Source organism: Paenibacillus sp. FSL W8-0426, from assembly GCF_037969725.1.
Lineage (GTDB): Bacteria > Bacillota > Bacilli > Paenibacillales > Paenibacillaceae > Paenibacillus > Paenibacillus hubeiensis.
The window spans coordinates 2,341,556-2,360,823 of the sequence record NZ_CP150203.1 but is presented as its reverse complement, the minus strand read 5'-3'; the positions used below and the strand labels follow the sequence as shown (position 1 = coordinate 2,360,823).

Genomic DNA, 19,268 nt, shown 5'->3' with positions numbered 1-19,268 from the left:
CGCTAACGTTATTATGACAAAGCCGCCTGTTTCCTATGCACCAAATCATCCGATCCTTGGACAGGATGGCAATGCAGGAAAACCAAAAAAGCCGCCAACCCTTAGGTTAACGGCTTCTTGTTTCCCGCGGCATCGCGGTCGATCCATCAAGAACTCATTTTATTCTGCTGATATTGTTCCAGCGAAATCAATACTTCGCGAGGTTTGCTTCCTTCGTACGGCCCGATGACGCCGCGAGCCTCCATTGAATCGATTAATCTCGCGGCACGGGTGTAACCGATACGCATCCGGCGCTGCAGCAACGATACCGATGCCTGCTTCGCCTCCAGAATGATCTGTACGGCTTGTTCGTACAGCTCGTCGAGCACCTCTTCATCCGCCTGGCCGGATTCTTCGACCTCAGGCACAAGGGATTCATCATACTGGGCTTCGCCCTGGCCGCGCACATAATTCACGATGTTTTCGACTTCCTCATCGCTCATGAACGCGCCTTGAACTCGAACCGGTTTCGAAGCGCCCATCGGCATGAACAGCATGTCCCCCCGGCCCAGCAATTTCTCGGCCCCGCCCATATCGAGAATGGTGCGGGAATCCACCTGAGAAGATACGCCGAAGGCGATACGGGACGGAATGTTCGCTTTGATCACGCCGGTGATGACGTCTACCGAAGGCCGCTGCGTTGCAATAATTAAATGTATGCCCGCTGCCCGCGCCATCTGCGCCAGCCTTGCGATCGCATCCTCGACGTCGCCGGCAGCGACCATCATGAGGTCTGCCAACTCGTCGACGATTACGACGATATACGGCAAGATGGCCGCAGGGTTGTCTTTCATCAGGTTATTATACCCTTCTACGTTGCGCGTGCCCGATTTGGAGAACAGTTCGTACCTTTTCTCCATTTCCACCACGATTTTTTTGAGGGCGAGCGAAGCGCGTTTGGGATCGGTAACGACGGGTGCCATCAAATGCGGAATCCCATTGTATACATTTAGCTCGACCATTTTGGGGTCAACCATCAGAAACTTCACTTCATCAGGTTTCGCTTTGTACAAAATACTCGTGATGATACCGTTAATACATACAGATTTACCTGAGCCTGTTGCACCGGCTACCAGCAAATGGGGCATTCGGGCCAAGTTGCCGATGATCGTTTGCCCCGAAATATCCCGCCCAAAAGCGATCGTAACCTTGGATTCGGCTTCCTGGAAAACGGACGTCTCCATCACTTCTCGCATCGTTACGAGCGATACCTCTCCATTCGGCACCTCAATACCGATGGCTGATTTGCCGGGGATCGGCGCCTCCATACGGATGTCCTTTGCGGCAAGGGCAAGTGCGATATCATCCGTCAGACTGACGATTCTGCTGACTTTGACACCGATGTCAGGCTGAATCTCATACCTTGTTACTGCCGGCCCTCTGACCACTTCAAGCACCTTCGCGCGAACGCCAAAGCTTTCCAACGTCGCTTCCAGCTTGCGGGCTGTCTGCATGTAATCCTTCTGATCCTTGCCTTTTCCGCCGTTATTCGGCTTGGCGAGCAAACGGAACGGAGGCAGCTTGTACGGCTTCGGCGGAGGCGGAGGCGGCTGGACAGGCTGTGCTTCCTGAACGCCTTCTACCGCGCTCCCAGGAGGCGCAGGAGCACCATCAGCAGAAACACCGTTGTCATCCTGCAATGGGATCGATTCATTCCCTACATTTTCGGGACCAGGCCACTCCAGAGACTCCTCAAGCTCGTCCCTTATGGTTAGCGGAGGTTCATGCTCTTCCATTTCGGGCTCCTTCAAGTCCTGAGGGAACGGATAGACCTCATCAAGATCATCCGACTTGTTATGTTCAGAACGAACGTGTTCGAAGAAGTCTCGAATAATGGGTGCGGAATTGGCTTTGGACGGAATTGCGGCCGCACCGTCCAGCGATCGTCGCTCGCTGGACGTCGGCATCTTCTGGCTGTTCCATGTTTCGTCCAGATCATCATCGTTCGCACGGTACAAGACCTGCTCCATCGCGCTTTCCTCGTGCTCCTCTTCACGATCCTGCTTGGCAGTTTCGCGTTCCGCTCCCCATTTCCCAAACAATTGGAAGAAAACGGGTGCCTTCCGTTTGGGGAGCGTCTCTTCTTCCTCGAAGTCGTCATCCTCGTCATCATACGGATCGGCAGGAACCGGGACTGCCTTTCGGGCAACGCTTTTCTTTTTGACCGAGGACGCCGAGGACGCCCGCTCCGACATTCGGGCCTGGACCCTTTTGTACATGGCAGAACCGGCGTCCCACACCTTGGTCCTGAAGATTCGAACCAAGTCCACGTAAGATAGGCTCGTAATAAGCATAAAACTGATCACAAACATCACGATCATGATCAACCGTGCTCCAAGACTGCCGAACAACCATAAAAATACGGCAAACTGTGCAGCCCCGACATAACCGCCGCTGATATCCTTGTTAAGCATGGAGTCTTTGCCCTCCGGGGCGGGTTGCAGCAGTTCGGTTTGCATATCGTTATGTACCTGCGTCAACACCGCACCGGGTTCAAGCGCACCGATGGGAATTAACTTCTGATGCATGGCGGAAACGGTGCTCATCAGTGTAAGCGCAAAAACAAGCAGGACAAGTCCTGTCTTGCGTGTAGTCCACCCGTTAGGCCATTTCCGGTGAATCATCACCATAAGACCGTAGTAAATACCGATCAGCGGGATAACAAAATAAAATTTTCCAAGCATCAGCCCAAACATTTTGGATAACGAACGCCCCACCGTTGCTTCACCGGATAACGCGATAACGGATAACGTAATCAGCACGATGCCATAAATTTCATATTTGAGAACGCCGCTAAACGCAGCAGCCTTTTTTTTCTTCTTTTTTCTTCTGGCCAAATTCAGGTCACCCCCAGAAGAATATTATACCATAAAAATGTCCCCGTACATATGTTCTTTCTTTGCTCAATTTGTAAAAATCCCGTCGTTTATGCCGTTCCTCCAACATGCGGAATGCGAATAACCGATCCTGGCAAATGGCCAGGCTCCAGATACGCTTCCAAAGGGCAATCAAGCAGCCTGACGATGACTGCCTCGTTTCCTGAAGTGGGCCTGACTTGCATCAGTATCCCGTTAATTTTGACATCCTGCGTCCCTTCGTCTTCTTTCCACATCCCTGACCAAATTTGCTCGGGAGGCATAACCGTATACAACGTCATTGAGTGTACCCTCCTGCCTGAATTTCCTGTTTTCGCTCTCCCATCAACTGATTCAGTTTGGCGATGGCTTGACCGATGCCGCCCACTGCGTCCATCAACCCGTATTTGACGGCATCCGAACTGCCGACTGCCGTACCGATATCCCGGTTCAACTCTCCGGTCTTGAACATAAGCTCCTTGAACACTTTCTCGGAGATGTTGGAATGAGTGGTCACGAAGCGCACGACGCGTTCCTGCATTTTTTCCATGTACTCAAAGGTTTGCGGAACTCCAATCACCAGGCCGTTCATGCGAATCGGATGAATGGTCATCGTTGCGCTGCCGGCAATGAGCGAATACGAAGAAGCTACGGCAATCGGTACCCCGATGCTGTGCCCGCCCCCGATAACCACGGTAACGGTTGGTTTGCTCAAGGAAGCGATCATTTCGGCAATGGCCAGTCCAGCCTCGACATCGCCACCCACGGTGTTCAAAATGATAAGAATTCCCTCGATTTTGGCGTTCTGCTCGGCCGCAACCAACTGCGGAATGATATGCTCGTACTTTGTCGTTTTATTCTGGGGCGGCAAAATCAAGTGCCCCTCTACCTGACCGATGATCGTCATGCAATAAATGTTGGATTCGCCCGCAGGAGATTGGGTTTGTCCGAATTGCTGAATATTTTCCGTAACCGGAGCCATTCCCTTTTCTTCCTGCCCGGGATGTTCTCCCGGTTGTTCGGATTTCGATAACATTCTGTCTTGTTCAATATGATCCACTTCAAGCATGCTCCCTTCCCCGCAAACAATTTTTTTACCTTAGTATGGGGAGTTTTCCAAGAGACTTATACTCGAAAGCTTCAGCATTTTGCGACCAGAGCGAATTATTATCCCGAAAATGCAGAAAAAGCCCCTTTTTTACGAGGAACCGTCCAATATTACTCGTAAAAAAGAGGCGACTGTGTGCCTGAATCTATGTGATATTTATTTTGGTTATACTTCCATGATGATCGGCAGGATCATCGGTCTGCGACGGGTTTGCTCGTAGAGGAAACGTCCCAGCGCATCTTTTACGTTCGTTTTGAGCGAAGCCCACTCGTTTACATTTTCGCTCATCAGCTTCTGCAGCGTGCTGCTTACGATGCGGTTGGCCTCATCGAGCAATCCTTCGGATTCGCGCACGTACACGAAACCACGCGAGATAATATCCGGGCCGGACACGATTTTGCCATCCTGTTTGCTGAGCGTAACCACGACGACCAGAATGCCGTCTTGGGACAACAATTTGCGATCACGCAGTACGATATTGCCGACATCGCCAACACCCAGGCCGTCGATCAACACGTTGCCTGAAGTGACTTTGCCCGCTTTGCGCGCTGCGCCGCCCTGAATTTCCACGACTTCACCGATATCCGTAATAAAGATGTTGTCCGGATCGATCCCGACCGATTCCGCCAGAACCGCGTGGCGACGCTGCATGCGGAATTCGCCGTGAATCGGGATGAAAAATTTCGGCTTCATCAGATTCAGCATCAGTTTCAGTTCTTCCTGGCTGCCGTGGCCGGACACGTGTACGCCGCTGTTTGCACCGCTGTAGAACACGTGCGCGCCGAGACGGAACAGCTCGTCAATCGTGCGGCCAACATACTTTTCATTGCCCGGTACCGGAGTCGCCGCAATGATTACGGTATCTCCAGGCAGAATATCCACTTTGCGGTGGGTTGAGCGAGCCATGCGAGTTAAAGCGGACATCGGTTCGCCCTGACTTCCCGTGCACAGGATAACGACGCGATCCGCTGCCATCTTACCTACTTCTTCCGGCTCGATGATCATGCCATCCGGAATTTCGAGATATCCCAATTCGGAAGCGATGCCCACCACGTTGACCATGCTGCGTCCAATGACAGCCACTTTGCGCCCAGTTACCACGGCAGCGTTAATCACTTGCTGAATCCGATGCACGTTCGATGCAAAGGTTGCTACAACGACACGCTGTGTCGCTTTGCGGAAAATGTCCTCCAAAACGATGCCCACGTTTTTCTCCGAAGGCGTAAATCCTGGCTTCTCTGCATTGGTGCTGTCGGACAAAAGAGCGAGTACACCATTGGCACCGATTTGAGCCATACGCTGGAGATCTGCATATTGACCATTGACTGGTGTATGGTCAAACTTGAAGTCACCCGTATGAACCACTGCACCTTCCGGTGTATCGATACATACCCCGACCGAGTCCGGAATACTATGGTTAGTAGCAAAAAACGTAGCTCTCAGCGTATTGCCCAGTTGAAGTTCGGAATCCACGTTGATCAGAATTCGCTTCGTTTCGCCGAGCAGATTCGCTTCTTTCAACTTGTTCTCGACAAGTCCAAGCGTCAATTTTGTTCCGTATACCGGAACGTTGAGATGTTTCAGAACGTATGGCAGACCGCCGATGTGGTCTTCGTGTCCGTGGGTCAAAATGATGCCTCTTACTTTATCGCGATTTTCAGTCAAGTAAGAAATGTCAGGAATGACAATGTCGATGCCCAACATGTCTTCTTCCGGAAACTTGAGTCCGGCGTCTACGACGACAATATCGTTCGCGTATTGGACAACATACATGTTCTTACCAATCTCACCTACGCCGCCCAGTGCAAAAATCATCAGTTTATCGTTATTATTTTTTTTAGACAAATGAATCTGAACCTCCTATGGTAGTTGGACGTCGTACCTTATTATTTTTGTATTTTAAGTTAAAAAAGCAGTCCATACACCACGTATCTATGATTAGATACGAATGTGAAAGAATACCTTTATTCACGATATTTGGAAGAAGTTCTTCGAAGTTACTCCCCTTCACCAACGAGTTGGATTTGAAATGATTCCTTCTTAGCCGACCCTTCCCTTTTCACAGCAAGCCACATCATTAAACGATGTCGCTTTCAATTTCAAAAAAATACCGCACCCAGTCACTTGACATCATTATACATGATCAAAAACTAAAAAAACAAGTCACTCTGTGAGCAACCTGTTCTTTTGCTGACCGGCAAGCCACTCTTGCTGTGCCTTGTCCCATAAAAAAAACCGTGCTTCCCGAAGAAAGACGGTTCCTTCTTTATCCATTTATAATGAATGATGCCTGCACTTGTCTTGGACTAACTCAAACCACGTTTCACCCGAATAGGCCGCGAATAAATTGCTCCTCCTGCTCCGTTGGAGGCACTAGCGGCAACCGTACCGACCCTACGTTCAACCCTTGCAGAGTCAGCGCATATTTGACGGCCACCGGATTCGGCAGCGGCTGAGGACATTCGAACAGCCCCTTGAAAATGGGGAACATTTCCTGATGCAGCTGCGCCGCTTCTTGCGGCAATCCTTGGACAAACGCTTCGATCATACGTTTCATTTTGAAACCGACCACGTGGCTTGCTACGCTGACGATCCCGTGTGCGCCAACGGACATGGCCGGCAGCCCGGACGCGTCGTCTCCGGTGTACACCCTGAAATGTTCAGGCGCGCCGGCAGCTATCAACGTGACATGTTCCAGTGAAGCACATTCCTTGGTTGCCACGATGTTGGAAATTTGGGCAAGACGCAGTGTCGTTGCCGCCGACAACCCCGCCACCGTACGACTAGGCACGTTATACAACATAACGGGCAAAGCAGTCGATTTGGCAATGGCTTCGAAGTGTCTGTACATGCCTTCCTGACTCGGTTTGTTGTAATACGGAACCACGAGAAGCACACCGTCAACCCCGACACGTTCCGCTTCCTTGGTCAGATGGATGGAGTGCGAAGTATTGTTGCTGCCCGTACCTGCGATGATTTTGCATCGTCCTGCCGCATGCTTCACCGCAAATTCGAACAATTGTACCTTCTCTTCATCACTTAGTGTGGGAGATTCTCCCGTCGTCCCGGATATGACCAGCGCATCGGACTTTTGCTCCTTGATCAGATAGTCGATCAGCCGCGCCGTTTCCTCCCAATGAATTTCTCCTTGCTCGTTGAACGGAGTTACCATTGCTGTAATCAATCTTCCAAAGTCCAATTCGATTCCTCCTCAGAACAATCTGGCTCCGCCTGCTTCAAGTCTGATATTACAAATGGAGCTCGAACGAAGCATGCAGCGCCCGCAGAGCCTGGACCATGTCTTCTTTTTTGACAAGCACCCAAATGGTGGTGTTCGAATCCGCCGATTGCAGAATTTGAATATCCGCCAGCGTCAGGGATTCCACGATTCTTGCCATAATGCCAGGCACGCCGTTAATGCCGCCGCCGATGACGGACACTTTGGCACACCCTGACAAGCTTTGGGGTTTCAGTCCGATCTCTTGGAGCACGCGAATCGCTTTCTCGGAGTCGCTGTCAAATACCGTATAGACCACGCCTGTTGGGGTAACATTGATGAAATCAACGCTGATGGCGTTGTCTGCCATCGTTTTGAACACTTTCAGCTGAAGGCGATTGGCGTCGCTAGGCACGTCCACGGTAATTTGCGTTACGTTGCTTACGTAGGCAATCCCGGTAACGTACCGGTCCACTACGCCTGTTTGCACGTCCTGAAACCCTTCCGGATGCGTCACAAGCGTGCCTTCAGTATCCGCAAAGGTAGAACGGACCCTTACGGGGATCTGGGCTTGCATTGCAATTTCGACCGCCCGCGGATGGATGACTTTGGCTCCGTGATGCGCCATGTTGCAAATTTCGGCATAACTTACGATCGTAAGCGGGCGTGCATCTTCCACGATGCGGGGGTCTGCGGTCAAAATGCCATTAACATCGGTGTAAATATCCACGATCTCGGCATGAAGGGCTGCCCCCAATGCCGTTGCAGAGGTATCGCTTCCTCCGCGTCCAAGCGTGGTAAAGTCCCCTTGCTCGGTCTGGCCCTGAAATCCGGTAACGATGACGACCTGCCCTTTTTCGAGCAGTTCCAGTACACGAACAGGACGGACATCCAAAATCCGGGCATTCCCGAAATTGTCGTCCGTCACGAAACCAGCCTGCGCACCCGTCAGCACCGTATTTGCAATTCCTTCATTCTCGAGCAAGCTGCTCAGCGTGGTTGCCGATATAATTTCACCGCAGCACAGCAGTAAATCCTTCTCGCGCGGGGATAGTCCGTTTCCATTCTGGGCTGCCCAGTCGAGCAATGTGTCCGTCGCATAGGGCTCCCCACGGCGCCCCATCGCAGAGACGACCACAACAAGGCCGTAACCTGCCTCAAGCTCACGTTTAACATGACGGAGCACGTGCTCTCTTGCCTGAACGGTCGAAAGCGACGTGCCGCCGAATTTTTGTACCATGATGCGCATCTTTATTCCTCCATTTGTGTACGCAAGAAGACTGACACGTGCCGGATGAACAAATGGATCTATAAGGGGCGCTCCGATGTGAAAATCTAGTCTTTGTACGACATTACCTACGGCTGCCCTCTTCGGACCATCGAAGATCATCCAAATGAAGCAGCAGTTTGTTGCCCGGATTGCAACGTACACGCTGCGTGAACGCATGATCGTTGACTCATCCGGCTTTCGCTTCAGGCATCCTATGCCCGCATGTCATCCTCAAACATCAAGCAGATGCCAACATCGGGAGGAACGTCCCCCATGATTCTATTGTTTCTCAGACCATTTATCGTTGCTTCAAGCGTATGACCATTAATCCTTTAGCCGTTCCCATATCGCGAAGACATTCCTTCAAATGCGTTGATGCATGAATTTGCGTTCTTTAAGCACGCTTTTCACCCTACGCCTTTGCGGAGCGTTCCACGATCATAGGCTGCAGCTGCCTGCCCTCAAGTGCACTCCAGCAGGCTTCCGGTATCAATTCCATTTTGGCCACGAGCGAATTCGGTTTTCTCACCGGATCATCCTGCCCGAACGGCACGAAGTACATATGTTTGGCCACGAGCAGTTTGGCAATGTTCGCGGCGTTCAGTCCAAGACCATCGTTCGTCGAAATCGCCAGCACGACCGGACGCTGATTACGCATCTGCGCCTTGGCTGCCATCAGTACGGGACTGTCGGTCATCGCATTGGCCAGCTTGCTGGTTGTGTTGCCCGTACATGGGGCGATGACAAGTACATCAAGCAGTTTGGACGGTCCTAATGGCTCCGCCTCGACAATCGAGGAAATGATATCATTTCCGGTAATGTCCTTCAACTGTTTGTGCCAATTTTGAGCCGTGCCAAAGCGCGTGTCCGTCGTCAATACCGAATTCGATATGATCGGGACCACATTCGCCCCTTCCGCTACAAACCGGCTGATCACCGGCATGACCTCTTCAAATGTACAATGAGAACCCGTAATTGCATAACCCACCGTTTTTCCCTGCCAGTTCATCGTTCAACCTCCCGTGCGTTTTGTTCTTCCAAAAGCAAACGGATCAACGCGTCGGCAATAATGCCGCCAGCCGTTTTGGGAGCAACAATGCCGGGGAGACCTGGCGCCAGCAGCGCCTTGATGCCGCGTTTTTCAGCAAATCGGAAATCACAGCCGCCAGGGGCGGATGCAAGATCGATAATCACTGCTTTTTGCGGCATTCTAGACAGGATTTGTGCTGTGATAATCATAGTCGGTATCGTATTAAAAAGCAAGTCGACTTCCCCCGTTTGAGCGGCCAAATCCGTTGTCAAAAAAGGCTTCCAGCCCATGACGGCTGCACGCGCCACATCCTCCTCACGCCTCACGCCAACCCGGATATCAGCTCCGAGGCCCTGCAGCGTTTTCGCCATTGTGAATCCCGTTCGACCAAGGCCCAGCACGATGCTCTTCGAGCCGTGAATCGTAAAGTCTGTCTCCCGGATTGCCATCGCAACTGCGCCTTCAGCCGTGGGAATGGAGTTATATAGGGCAATCTCGTCACGGTCCAGCACTTCCATCAATCTTAACCCGTTCTCCCGGCACAGCTCGCGCAAATACGGCTTAGCCATGCCTGTAAACACAATGCAATGCTCGGGCAATGCAGACACATGCTCCCTTTTCAAAACAAGCGGCAGATCGCTGAACGTTGCACTTACCTTCCCTTGATCATCACAACCCACGACAGGCAAAACCAACACATCGGCCGAAGCGAATACGCTGTCCTCCAATGGCTGATGCTCAATCCCTTCGATCGGGCGCTCCAGCTTGTCGAAGCCGACCACACTGATTGTGGCATCCAGCTCCGCACATTTATGAATGACTTCAAGCTGCCGCGCATCTCCGCCCAGAACGACAATCCGGACTCCGGTCAGCATCGGAACGTCACTCCTTTCACCACGCTATATGCCTTATCGTATGCAATCGCCCACAACGTGGTGAAAGCAATGCATAAAAAGGCTCTGCACTTCCCAGAGCCACCTGAAATGGAAAGTGCACGCCCGTGATGCGTGCGCTGCGTCCGAAAGAACAAAAAAAGCCGTCCCCGGAGAAGGACGGCATGTCTAATTTAGGTTTATTTTCCGGTATGTCCAAACCCGCCAGCACCCCGAACGGTTTCAGACAATTCGCTAACCTCGGTCAACTGTACGTCAGGCACGGTCTGGAATACGATCTGAGCGATGCGCTCCCCGCGTACGATCGTGAAAGGCTCCTGTCCAAGATTGATCAACAGCACTTTGACTTCCCCGCGATAGTCCGCATCGATGGTACCCGGCGTATTCAGGCATGTGATGCCATGTTTGAAAGCAAGGCCGCTGCGCGGACGCACCTGGGCTTCAAGCCCGGCCGGCATGGCCATGGCAAGTCCTGTCGGGATCAGTGCGCGTTCGCCCGGCTGCAGGACGAGCTCCTCCTGCAAAGCAGCGACAACGTCAAAGCCGGAGGCCAGCTCCGACATTTTTTGCGGCAGCTTGATATCCTCATTGCCCGGAAGTTTTTGAATTTGAACGTAGTGCAACGAAATCATCCCTTCTTAATCCAGCGATGGAGCGATCGGAGGCACCGACCATGGCGAGCGCGAAAGGCTCGGCGAACATCAGGTCCAGCACGGCATCGATATCGTCCATCGTTACTTGTTCTATTTTGGCGATCATTTCATCCAACGTATGGTGACGCCCAAGCATCAGCTCGTTTTTGCCAAGCCGATTCATGCGGCTGCCCGTGCTCTCCAAACTTAGGATCAGGCTGCCTTTCAGCTGCTCCTTGCCTTTGCGAAGTTCATCGTCGGACAGTCCGTTGACGGCAAGATCACGCAGCACTTCTTTGGTAAGATCAAGCACTTCCTTCGTCTGTTTTGGCGCGGTTCCTGCATATATGGTAAACAGACCGCTGTCTGCATGGGAGCTGTGGTAGGAATATACGGAATACGCAAGCCCGCGCTTTTCCCGGATTTCCTGAAACAGTCTCGAGCTCATGCCGCCGCCGATGGCATTGTTCAACACAACCATGGCAAATTGCAGCGGATCTCCGATTTTGCAACCCGGGAACGAAATGCAGATATGGTTCTGCTCGGTTTTCTTCTTATGGAAGAGTTGACCGCTCTGGAATTTGGGCAGTTCGACTTCATCCGTTTTTCCATGAAGGTCAAACGCCCCAAAGTGTTTTTCCATCAAATCGATGACGCTGTCGTCAATGTTGCCCGCAATGCTGATCACCGTATTTTCAATGGTATAATGTTCGTTCATGTACGCCCGCAGATGGCTCGAATCCATCGCTTTAAGCCGCTCTTCCGTTCCCAGAATCGGATAAGCCAGCGGGTGTTCTCCATATGCAGCTTGGGCCATAAGGTCATGGACCATGTCATCCGGCGTATCTTCGTACATCGAGATTTCTTCCAGAATGACGTTTTTTTCTTTCAACAACTCTTCATCGTCGAATTTGGACCGAAAGAACATATCGGACAGCACATCTACGGCGATCGGCAAATGCTCATCCAATACTTTTGCGTAGTAACAAGTGTATTCTTTGGAAGTAAAAGCATTCACGTTGCCGCCAATGGCGTCGAATTGCTCCGCGATCGCTTTGGCATCAAAACGATCGGTGCCTTTAAACAGCATATGCTCGATAAAGTGGGACACCCCGTTGCTTTCAGACCGCTCGTTGCGCGAGCCGGTTTTGACCCATATTCCGAATGACACGGAACGACAGGTCGGAATTTGTTCCAGCACTACTCTGAGGCCATTGCCCAGCTGAATTTTTTTCACGGTTGGCCCTCCTACATCTCTATAATTGCCATGATCCCGAAAAACGCATCTATCGAAATCGACATTTGGTTCCAACTGTTTGATATTAACAAAAAATCATCGTTCACTCAACCGACGCCTTCGCCACCCGGTTTGAGGACAACGTCTCACTGACCGTTCCAAGCGTAAGTCCCTTGGCGCGGATGGAGTCAATCATGCCCTTCAGTGCTCCGGAAGCAGACGCTGTCGGGTGCATCAAAATCAATGTTCCTGCCTCCACCTTTTGCGAAATTTTATGAACAACGGCATCCGGACTTGGTTTGCGCCAGTCCACCGTATCCAGCGTCCACAACACGGTTTTAAGCCCCATGCTGGAAGCGATCTCGACTGTCTTTTGGTTGAAATCCCCGGACGGTGGGGCAAACCATTGGTTGTCCACACCCAGCGTTTGCTTCAGGAGTTCTTCCGTTTTCGCGATTTCCTGTCTCGCCCGCTCCGCGCTCAATCGGCTCATGTCTGGATGCGAATACGCATGGTTGGACATTTCATGTCCCCGTTTCTGAATTTCCTTGGCCAGCTCCGCGTTTTTGCTTAGCCAACTGCCGTCCAGAAAAAAGGTCGCCTTCACCTTTTCGGCATCCAGCGTGTCCAGCATCGGTTTGATGTATTCGTTTCCCCAGGCTACGTTGATCATAAATGAAACCATTGGCTTCTCGGGGTTCCCACGATAAATCGGGTGTGCTCCCAAGTCTTCAAGCCCGATTTCGGGTTTGGTCTCACGGTACACATACGAAAGCTTCGTATTCAGTGAGCCTCCAAGGGCTTTGCGGTAAGTGGCCTCCACATCGATTTCCAAACCATTATAACCCGGAATGGCCTTCCAGACCCGATCAACCCTGGCATTGATGGGGGCAACCTTTGTCTCTTCCGCCTTTTTCCGAATGGCTTCCAGCAGCGCGTCCTCTCCAGTAGCTTCTTTAAACATGTCGAACGCATTTTGAGTGCCTGGGCCCTCCCGTATCTCCGAAATGTATGTACGAACACCATCCGCTTGTCCGGCCAGCACGACCACTGCCAAACCTGCCAGGACAGCAGCCAGTTTTTTCGTTTGTTTTTTCACAGCTCATCCTCCCGCCGTCTTTGTCCACATCATATGAGGACAAGGGACGGAATATGAATGATCCCGAGAGTAAAATCGGATGAAAAATACGTCTCCTTATGTGCGAACATGGAGAACGAATGCTTTGGACATATAAAAAAAGAGCCAGAAATACAGCTTCTGCCTCTTCAACTTCTTTACATGTATTCGATTGGCTGACGTTTAGGATTGAGCAGGAGCTTCCGCAGTCAGCACGGCTTTGCGAGACAAGTTGATCCGGCCTTGTTGATCGATTTCCGTGACTTTGACGGTAATGGAATCGCCAACGGCAACGACATCCTCCACTTTGCCAACGCGCTCGGTCGACAATTGCGAGATATGTACGAGACCCTCCTTGTTCGGAAGCACTTCGACGAATGCGCCAAACTTCTCAACGCGCTTCACTTTGCCGACATAAATCTCTCCGACAACAACCTCGCGTACGATCCCTTCGATAATGGATCTGGCTTTTTCGTTCATCTCCTGGTTGGAAGATGCGATAAAGACGCGTCCATCTTGCTCGATATCAATTTTCACGCCGGTCTCTTCGATGATTTTATTGATGATTTTACCGCCAGCACCAATAACGTCACGAATTTTGTCAGGATTGATATGCATCGTCAAAATTTTCGGAGCATACTGCGACAGATTCTCGCGCGGAGCCTGAATGACTTCATTCATTTTGCCGAGGATGTGCATGCGGCCTTCTTTAGCCTGTGCAAGCGCCTCGGACAAAATTTTACGGTCGATTCCGTCGATTTTGATATCCATCTGAATTGCGGTTACGCCTTCTGCCGTTCCCGCCACTTTGAAGTCCATGTCTCCCAGGTGATCCTCCATGCCTTGAATGTCACTAAGGATGGATACATGTTCTCCATCTTTGATCAATCCCATCGCAATTCCGGCTACCGGGGCTTTAATCGGCACGCCTGCATCCATCATCGCGAGTGTACTTGCACAAATACTTGCTTGTGATGTGGAGCCATTGGATTCCAGCACCTCGGATACGAGACGGATCGTATACGGGAATTCCGTTTCCGAAGGAATGACTTTGGCCAACGCACGTTCACCGAGCGCACCATGTCCGATTTCGCGACGGCCTGGAGCACGCAGCGGACGAGCTTCACCGACGCTGAACGGAGGGAAATTGTAATGATGCATGAATCGTTTGGATTCTTCCAGACTGATGCCGTCCAGAATCTGAACATCCCCCAATGCGCCAAGCGTACATACGCTGAGAGCTTGTGTTTGTCCACGCGTAAACAGACCGGAGCCGTGCGTGCGTGGCAGCAGCGAGGTGTCGCATTCGATCGGGCGAATTTCAGCCAATCCTCGGCCGTCCGGACGGACTTTGTCATGCGTAATCAGACGACGCACTTCCTCCTTGACGATGTCATGCAGGACCTCTTTCACATCTTTGAGCAATTCCGGAGTTTCCAAATATTTTTCCTCGAAATGAGCGACGGTCTCATCGTTGATGGCATCAATCGCATCCTGACGAGCGTGCTTCTCGGCAATTTTGACGGCTTCCACCAAGCGGCCTGCCGCAAATTCACGCACTTCTTGGTTTACGTTTTCGTTAACCGCGTGCAGTTTTACGGCCATCTTCTCTTTGCCGGCAATCTCTACCAGCTCTTCGATGACAGTCACGATCTTTCTGATCTCTTCATGACCGAACATGATCGCTTCAAGCATAATGTCTTCCGGAACCTCATTGGCTTCGGCTTCAACCATCATAATTGCATCGCGGGTACCTGCAACAACCAACTCGATGTCGCTGACTTCAAGCTGTGCAATCGTCGGGTTAACCACAAACTCCCCGTTGATGCGTCCCACTTTTACGCCGCCGATCGGACCGCTGAACGGAACATCCGAAATGCTCAGCGCTGCGGAAGTACCGATCATGGCAGCGATCTGAGGTTCGCAATCCTGATCCACGCTCATCACCAGATTCAAGACTTGTACATCATTGCGGAAACCTTCCGGGAACAATGGGCGAATCGGACGGTCTGTCAGACGGCTGGCCAAAATCGCCTTTTCGCTCGGTCTTCCTTCCCGTTTGATGAATCCACCCGGAATTTTACCTACGGCATACAATCTTTCTTCATAGTTAACTGTCAGCGGGAAGAAGTCCAGATCTTTAGGCTCGCTGGAAGCCGTTACGGTACACAGTACAACGGTATCGCCGTAAGTCACTTTAACAGCGGCATTGGCCTGTTTCGCCAAACGGCCTGTTTCAAGCACAAGCTTTCTGCCGCCAAGCTGCATTTCAACATGTTTTTCCATGAAATCCCTCCTTGTTTAAATCAATCTTACATCAATGGATTCTGCATTCTCACAGTATTTCCTGCATGCTCTAATATACTCTCATGCAAAACAAAAGCTCCTTGCGGAGCGTTCATTTACAAATATATGGCACCGCGTTCATCTACAAAACAACCCGGCTGTGGGCCCGCTTGTCCTTTCAGACAAAAGAACGGCGGATAACAGCCAGGTTGGTTTTGAAGACATGTACGATAATTAACGACGCAATCCGAGTTTTTCGATCAGTGCGCTGTAACGTTTAACATCTTTGTTTTTCACGTAAGCCAAAAGCTTACGACGTTGACCTACCATTTTCAAAAGGCCACGACGGGAGTGGTGGTCTTTCTTGTGCGTACGCAAGTGGTCTGTCAAACTTCTGATGTTTTCCGTAAGGATAGCAACTTGCACTTCAGGAGATCCTGTATCGGACTCATGAGTTTTGTGCTCGTCGATCAGTTGTTGTTTGCGTTCTTGAGTCAATGCCATCCTATTCACCTCCTTCATAATAATCGCCATTAGCCTCGTTACCGCCGGTGAGAGCAAGCAACCAAGCCAAGGTTAATGTCGCCCCGAAGGACAACGTAGTACATTATATCATAGTTGCCCAATAAAAGTAAATGTAAACATCCATTTTATTATGCAATGGTTAACCGAGCAGCCTTGCGGCAGTCAATGCATCCTCGCGAATCTGGGCAATGAGTGCATCAATGGATGCAAACTTGCGTTCCGGACGGATGTAATGAACCAGCTCTACCTTCAATTCCTCATCATACAGCTGCCCCTCGAAATCGAGCAGATGCACTTCAAAGGTCGGTTTCATGCCCTGCTCATGAAACGTCGGTTTCACGCCAAGGTTCATGACCCCGCGCAGCTCCTGTCCCCGATACTCCACTCGCACGGCATAAACGCCGGTAGCCGGTGCAACGTAACGGTCCGTGAGCTCAAGATTGGCGGTAGGGAAGCCGATGGTTCGCCCTCTTTTCTCCCCATGCACCACGGTGCCGCGTATGCTGTACGGCCTTCCAAGCCAGCGACTCGCCTCATCCATTTCGCCCCGCTGGAGCAGCCCCCGGATGAGCGAGCTGCTGACCTTCTTGCCGCCTAACAGAAACGGCGGCACCGTCTCAACGCTCATTTGCTCGCCCCCCAGTTCTCGAAGCAGCGCTTCGTCCCCTGCTCCCTTGTGGCCGAAACGGAAATCGAATCCGACGACCGCAGTTCGCGTTTGTAATGGAAGCAGCAGATCCTGCACAAACTGGTCTGGCGACAAGTGGGAGAATTGTTCGTTGAACTCAACGACATAAAGCACATCCACTCCCATCGCTGAAAGGATGTCTTCTTTATCTTTCAGAGGAGTCAAATATCCCTCATAGTCCCCTTTGCGCATGACTTCTTTCGGGTGTGGGTGAAAAGTCATGACGGCCGCTTGCGTGCCGGTTTCACGCGCAATGCGCACAGCCGATAAAATGACGCTGGCATGCCCGAGATGCAGTCCGTCAAATTGGCCGATGGCCAGCACCTGCGGCTGGGGATGCAATTCTTCGGACGATAACGTCCGCGGATACGATAGCATTACCGTTTTCACAATCATTCACCTGCAATTCGCTTGATAGACAGAGCTTAGCATCACCGCGGCCTAAACTCAAGTTTTCCTTATTCCGGCAAAAAAACTTTAACCGCCTTCACCGTCGGTTTGGCTTCATCCCGTTCGAAAATACCATAAAATGTGCCGTCCTGCGCATACAAACGCAGAAGTCCGGGTTTCTCCGCGGGAGGATCGAGCAGCTTTGCCGATAGCTTTTGCCCCTGAAGGGCTCCTTTGGCCTGCGCATCGCCAACCGTATGGGCAGGCAAGTAGCCAATAGCTTCATCCACTGGAATCAGCGCATCGGCCAACGTTCCGTCCGCCATACGCCGCTCCACGTCTTCGATATGCAAGCAGCGGTCTGCCGGAATGCCTGCAGATATCGTACGTTCCAGCTTCACCATCGTGGAAGGATAACCTAGCGCCTTGCCAATGTCGACGCACAACGTCCGTATGTAGGTGCCCTTGGAACATAGCGCGCGGAAGGAAATGTCCGTCACATCTTCTCTGACGTCCATGCCCGTCAGCTCCAATTCATGAATAGTCACTTCGCGGCTTTTGCGTTCCACGGTTTTTCCTTCACGGGCAAGCTCGTACAACCGTTTGCCATCGACCTTGACCGCGGAAAACATGGGCGGAACCTGGGAGATCGTACCCAGAAACTGCTGCAATACCTGCAAAACTTGCGCCTCTGCCACACGAACCGGTTCATCTGCCCGCTGGGTAACTTCACCTGTCATATCTTCTGTATCGGTGGACAATCCAAGTCTCAACGTTGCCAGATACTCCTTCGGAAGTTCCTGCATGTACTCCACAACTCTTGTTGCTCGTCCAAGACACAAAGGGAGTACCCCCGTGACTTGAGGGTCCAACGTTCCTGTATGTCCGATCCGTTTCATCTTCAAGATTCGCCGCATTTTGGCAACGACATCATGGGACGTGAATCCTGCCGGCTTATACACCGGCAAAATCCCTTCAAACGGTTTTACCATCATACATTCACCTGCTTCAATACACGGTCTACGATATCATCCAAGCTTCCTTCCAGCCGGCAACCGGCAGCGAGCACATGCCCGCCTCCGCCGAAGGTTTGCGCAAGTGCAGCGACGTTGACCTTGCCTGCAGAACGAAGAGAGACTTTGACGGCCTGGTCATGAATGACTTTGAAAAAAATACCGACTTCAACCCCTTCAATATTGCGGGGATAGTTGACGATCCCTTCCAAATCTTCATTCGCCGCGCCGCAAGCCACCATGTCCTCGGGAGTGATCACTACCCAGGCAATTTTGCCATCGTCGGTCATCTTCAGACTGGAAAGCGCTTTGTTCAGGATACGCACCTGCGGGAGAGTAACCTGCTCCAACAGGATTTGGGCCAGCATCGGCCCATCCACGCCATACTCCAGCAATTTGGAGGCGGTTGTCATCACATTAGGACTTGTGTTGGCATACCGAAATCCACCCGTATCCGTTAACAGTCCTGTATAAATAGCCGTAGCCGCAGCCTTGTCCATCTGGATCGGAAACTGTCCGACAAAATCGAATAAAATTTCAGCCGTTGCTGCTGCATCTGGTTTAATGATATTCACCGTGCCGTAACCGTCATTGGTCGGATGATGGTCGATATTCAAAATGAGGGCATCTTCTTCAAAATATTGCTTCGTTAAGCCCACTCTTGCAAAATCTGCACAATCCACGCAAATGACTGCTTTGTACTTCCGCTGCGGCGGCTGTTCGGTCATGTTCACGATGCGGTCCGCATTCCACAAGAAGCGCATGCGCTGCGGAATCTCGCCTTCGTTCATCATCGTGAAAGTTTTCCCCAGACATGACAGCAGCCAGCCCACCGTTACCGTAGAGCTGACTGCGTCACCGTCCGGCTGTACATGCGACACGACCAGGTAATCGTCATGCTCCAGCAGAAATTGCTTTCCGTCCTGAAGTGCCTGTTCATAAGTGTGCATAGCCGTCTCCTTTATGCA

The 19,268-nt window shown here is 51.4% G+C and carries 16 protein-coding genes; all 16 read right to left on the bottom strand.

Features of this window, described 5'->3' with window-relative positions; all coding sequences use genetic code 11:
- Window positions 1-146 precede the first annotated feature (146 nt).
- Window positions 147-2,876 (bottom strand): DNA translocase FtsK, encoded by a 2,730-nt coding sequence (locus MKY59_RS10830; protein WP_339277504.1) that lies wholly within the window; start codon window positions 2,874-2,876, stop codon window positions 147-149.
- A gap of 89 nt (window positions 2,877-2,965) precedes the next feature.
- Window positions 2,966-3,196, bottom strand: a complete 231-nt coding sequence (locus MKY59_RS10825; RefSeq protein WP_339277502.1) for a YlzJ-like family protein — start codon at window positions 3,194-3,196, stop codon at window positions 2,966-2,968.
- Window positions 3,193-3,930, bottom strand: a complete 738-nt coding sequence (locus MKY59_RS10820) for an ATP-dependent Clp protease proteolytic subunit (protein ID WP_290371462.1) — start codon at window positions 3,928-3,930, stop codon at window positions 3,193-3,195. Before MKY59_RS10820 ends, MKY59_RS10825 begins: the two co-directional genes overlap by 4 nt.
- Before the next feature lie 237 nt (window positions 3,931-4,167).
- On the bottom strand, window positions 4,168-5,847 hold the full coding sequence (locus MKY59_RS10815) for a ribonuclease J (protein WP_236417146.1): 1,680 nt from the start codon (window positions 5,845-5,847) through the stop codon (window positions 4,168-4,170).
- A gap of 478 nt (window positions 5,848-6,325) precedes the next feature.
- Window positions 6,326-7,201 (bottom strand): 4-hydroxy-tetrahydrodipicolinate synthase, encoded by an 876-nt coding sequence (dapA, locus tag MKY59_RS10810; RefSeq protein ID WP_339277500.1) that lies wholly within the window; start codon window positions 7,199-7,201, stop codon window positions 6,326-6,328.
- A 49-nt stretch (window positions 7,202-7,250) separates the two neighbouring features.
- A complete protein-coding gene (dapG, locus tag MKY59_RS10805) occupies window positions 7,251-8,468 on the bottom strand; it encodes an aspartate kinase (RefSeq protein ID WP_339277498.1) in 1,218 nt (405 codons plus the stop codon).
- Window positions 8,469-8,901: 433 nt separating this feature from the next.
- A complete protein-coding gene (locus MKY59_RS10800) occupies window positions 8,902-9,498 on the bottom strand; it encodes a dipicolinate synthase subunit B (RefSeq protein ID WP_236417143.1) in 597 nt (198 codons plus the stop codon).
- Entirely contained in the window at window positions 9,495-10,394 is a 900-nt protein-coding gene (gene dpsA / locus MKY59_RS10795) for a dipicolinate synthase subunit DpsA (RefSeq protein ID WP_236417142.1), read from the bottom strand. The genes MKY59_RS10800 and dpsA overlap by 4 nt, the downstream gene beginning before the upstream one ends.
- 197 nt (window positions 10,395-10,591) lie before the next feature.
- Window positions 10,592-11,044 (bottom strand): dUTP diphosphatase, encoded by a 453-nt coding sequence (gene dut / locus MKY59_RS10790; protein ID WP_236417141.1) that lies wholly within the window; start codon window positions 11,042-11,044, stop codon window positions 10,592-10,594.
- The gene (locus tag MKY59_RS10785; RefSeq protein WP_236417140.1) at window positions 10,998-12,281 is read right to left on the bottom strand and encodes a pitrilysin family protein; all 1,284 of its coding nucleotides are present in this window, start codon (window positions 12,279-12,281) and stop codon (window positions 10,998-11,000) included. The genes dut and MKY59_RS10785 overlap by 47 nt, the downstream gene beginning before the upstream one ends.
- A 103-nt stretch (window positions 12,282-12,384) precedes the next feature.
- The gene (locus MKY59_RS10780) at window positions 12,385-13,380 is read right to left on the bottom strand and encodes a polysaccharide deacetylase family protein (RefSeq protein ID WP_339277496.1); all 996 of its coding nucleotides are present in this window, start codon (window positions 13,378-13,380) and stop codon (window positions 12,385-12,387) included.
- Window positions 13,381-13,581: 201 nt separating this feature from the next.
- Window positions 13,582-15,684 carry a polyribonucleotide nucleotidyltransferase gene (pnp, locus tag MKY59_RS10775; RefSeq protein WP_236417138.1) on the bottom strand — a complete coding sequence of 701 codons (2,103 nt, stop codon included), beginning with the start codon at window positions 15,682-15,684 and terminating at the stop codon, window positions 13,582-13,584.
- A gap of 234 nt (window positions 15,685-15,918) precedes the next feature.
- Window positions 15,919-16,188 (bottom strand): 30S ribosomal protein S15, encoded by a 270-nt coding sequence (rpsO, locus tag MKY59_RS10770; RefSeq protein WP_056700672.1) that lies wholly within the window; start codon window positions 16,186-16,188, stop codon window positions 15,919-15,921.
- Between the two features lie 160 nt (window positions 16,189-16,348).
- The gene (locus tag MKY59_RS10765) at window positions 16,349-17,287 is read right to left on the bottom strand and encodes a bifunctional riboflavin kinase/FAD synthetase (RefSeq protein ID WP_339277495.1); all 939 of its coding nucleotides are present in this window, start codon (window positions 17,285-17,287) and stop codon (window positions 16,349-16,351) included.
- Window positions 17,288-17,355: 68 nt separating this feature from the next.
- Window positions 17,356-18,279: a tRNA pseudouridine(55) synthase TruB gene (gene truB / locus MKY59_RS10760; RefSeq protein ID WP_339278367.1), complete on the bottom strand. Its 924-nt coding sequence runs from the start codon at window positions 18,277-18,279 to the stop codon at window positions 17,356-17,358.
- A complete protein-coding gene (locus MKY59_RS10755) occupies window positions 18,279-19,250 on the bottom strand; it encodes a bifunctional oligoribonuclease/PAP phosphatase NrnA (protein ID WP_236417136.1) in 972 nt (323 codons plus the stop codon). The genes truB and MKY59_RS10755 overlap by 1 nt, the downstream gene beginning before the upstream one ends.
- Between the last annotated feature and the right edge of the window lie 18 nt (window positions 19,251-19,268).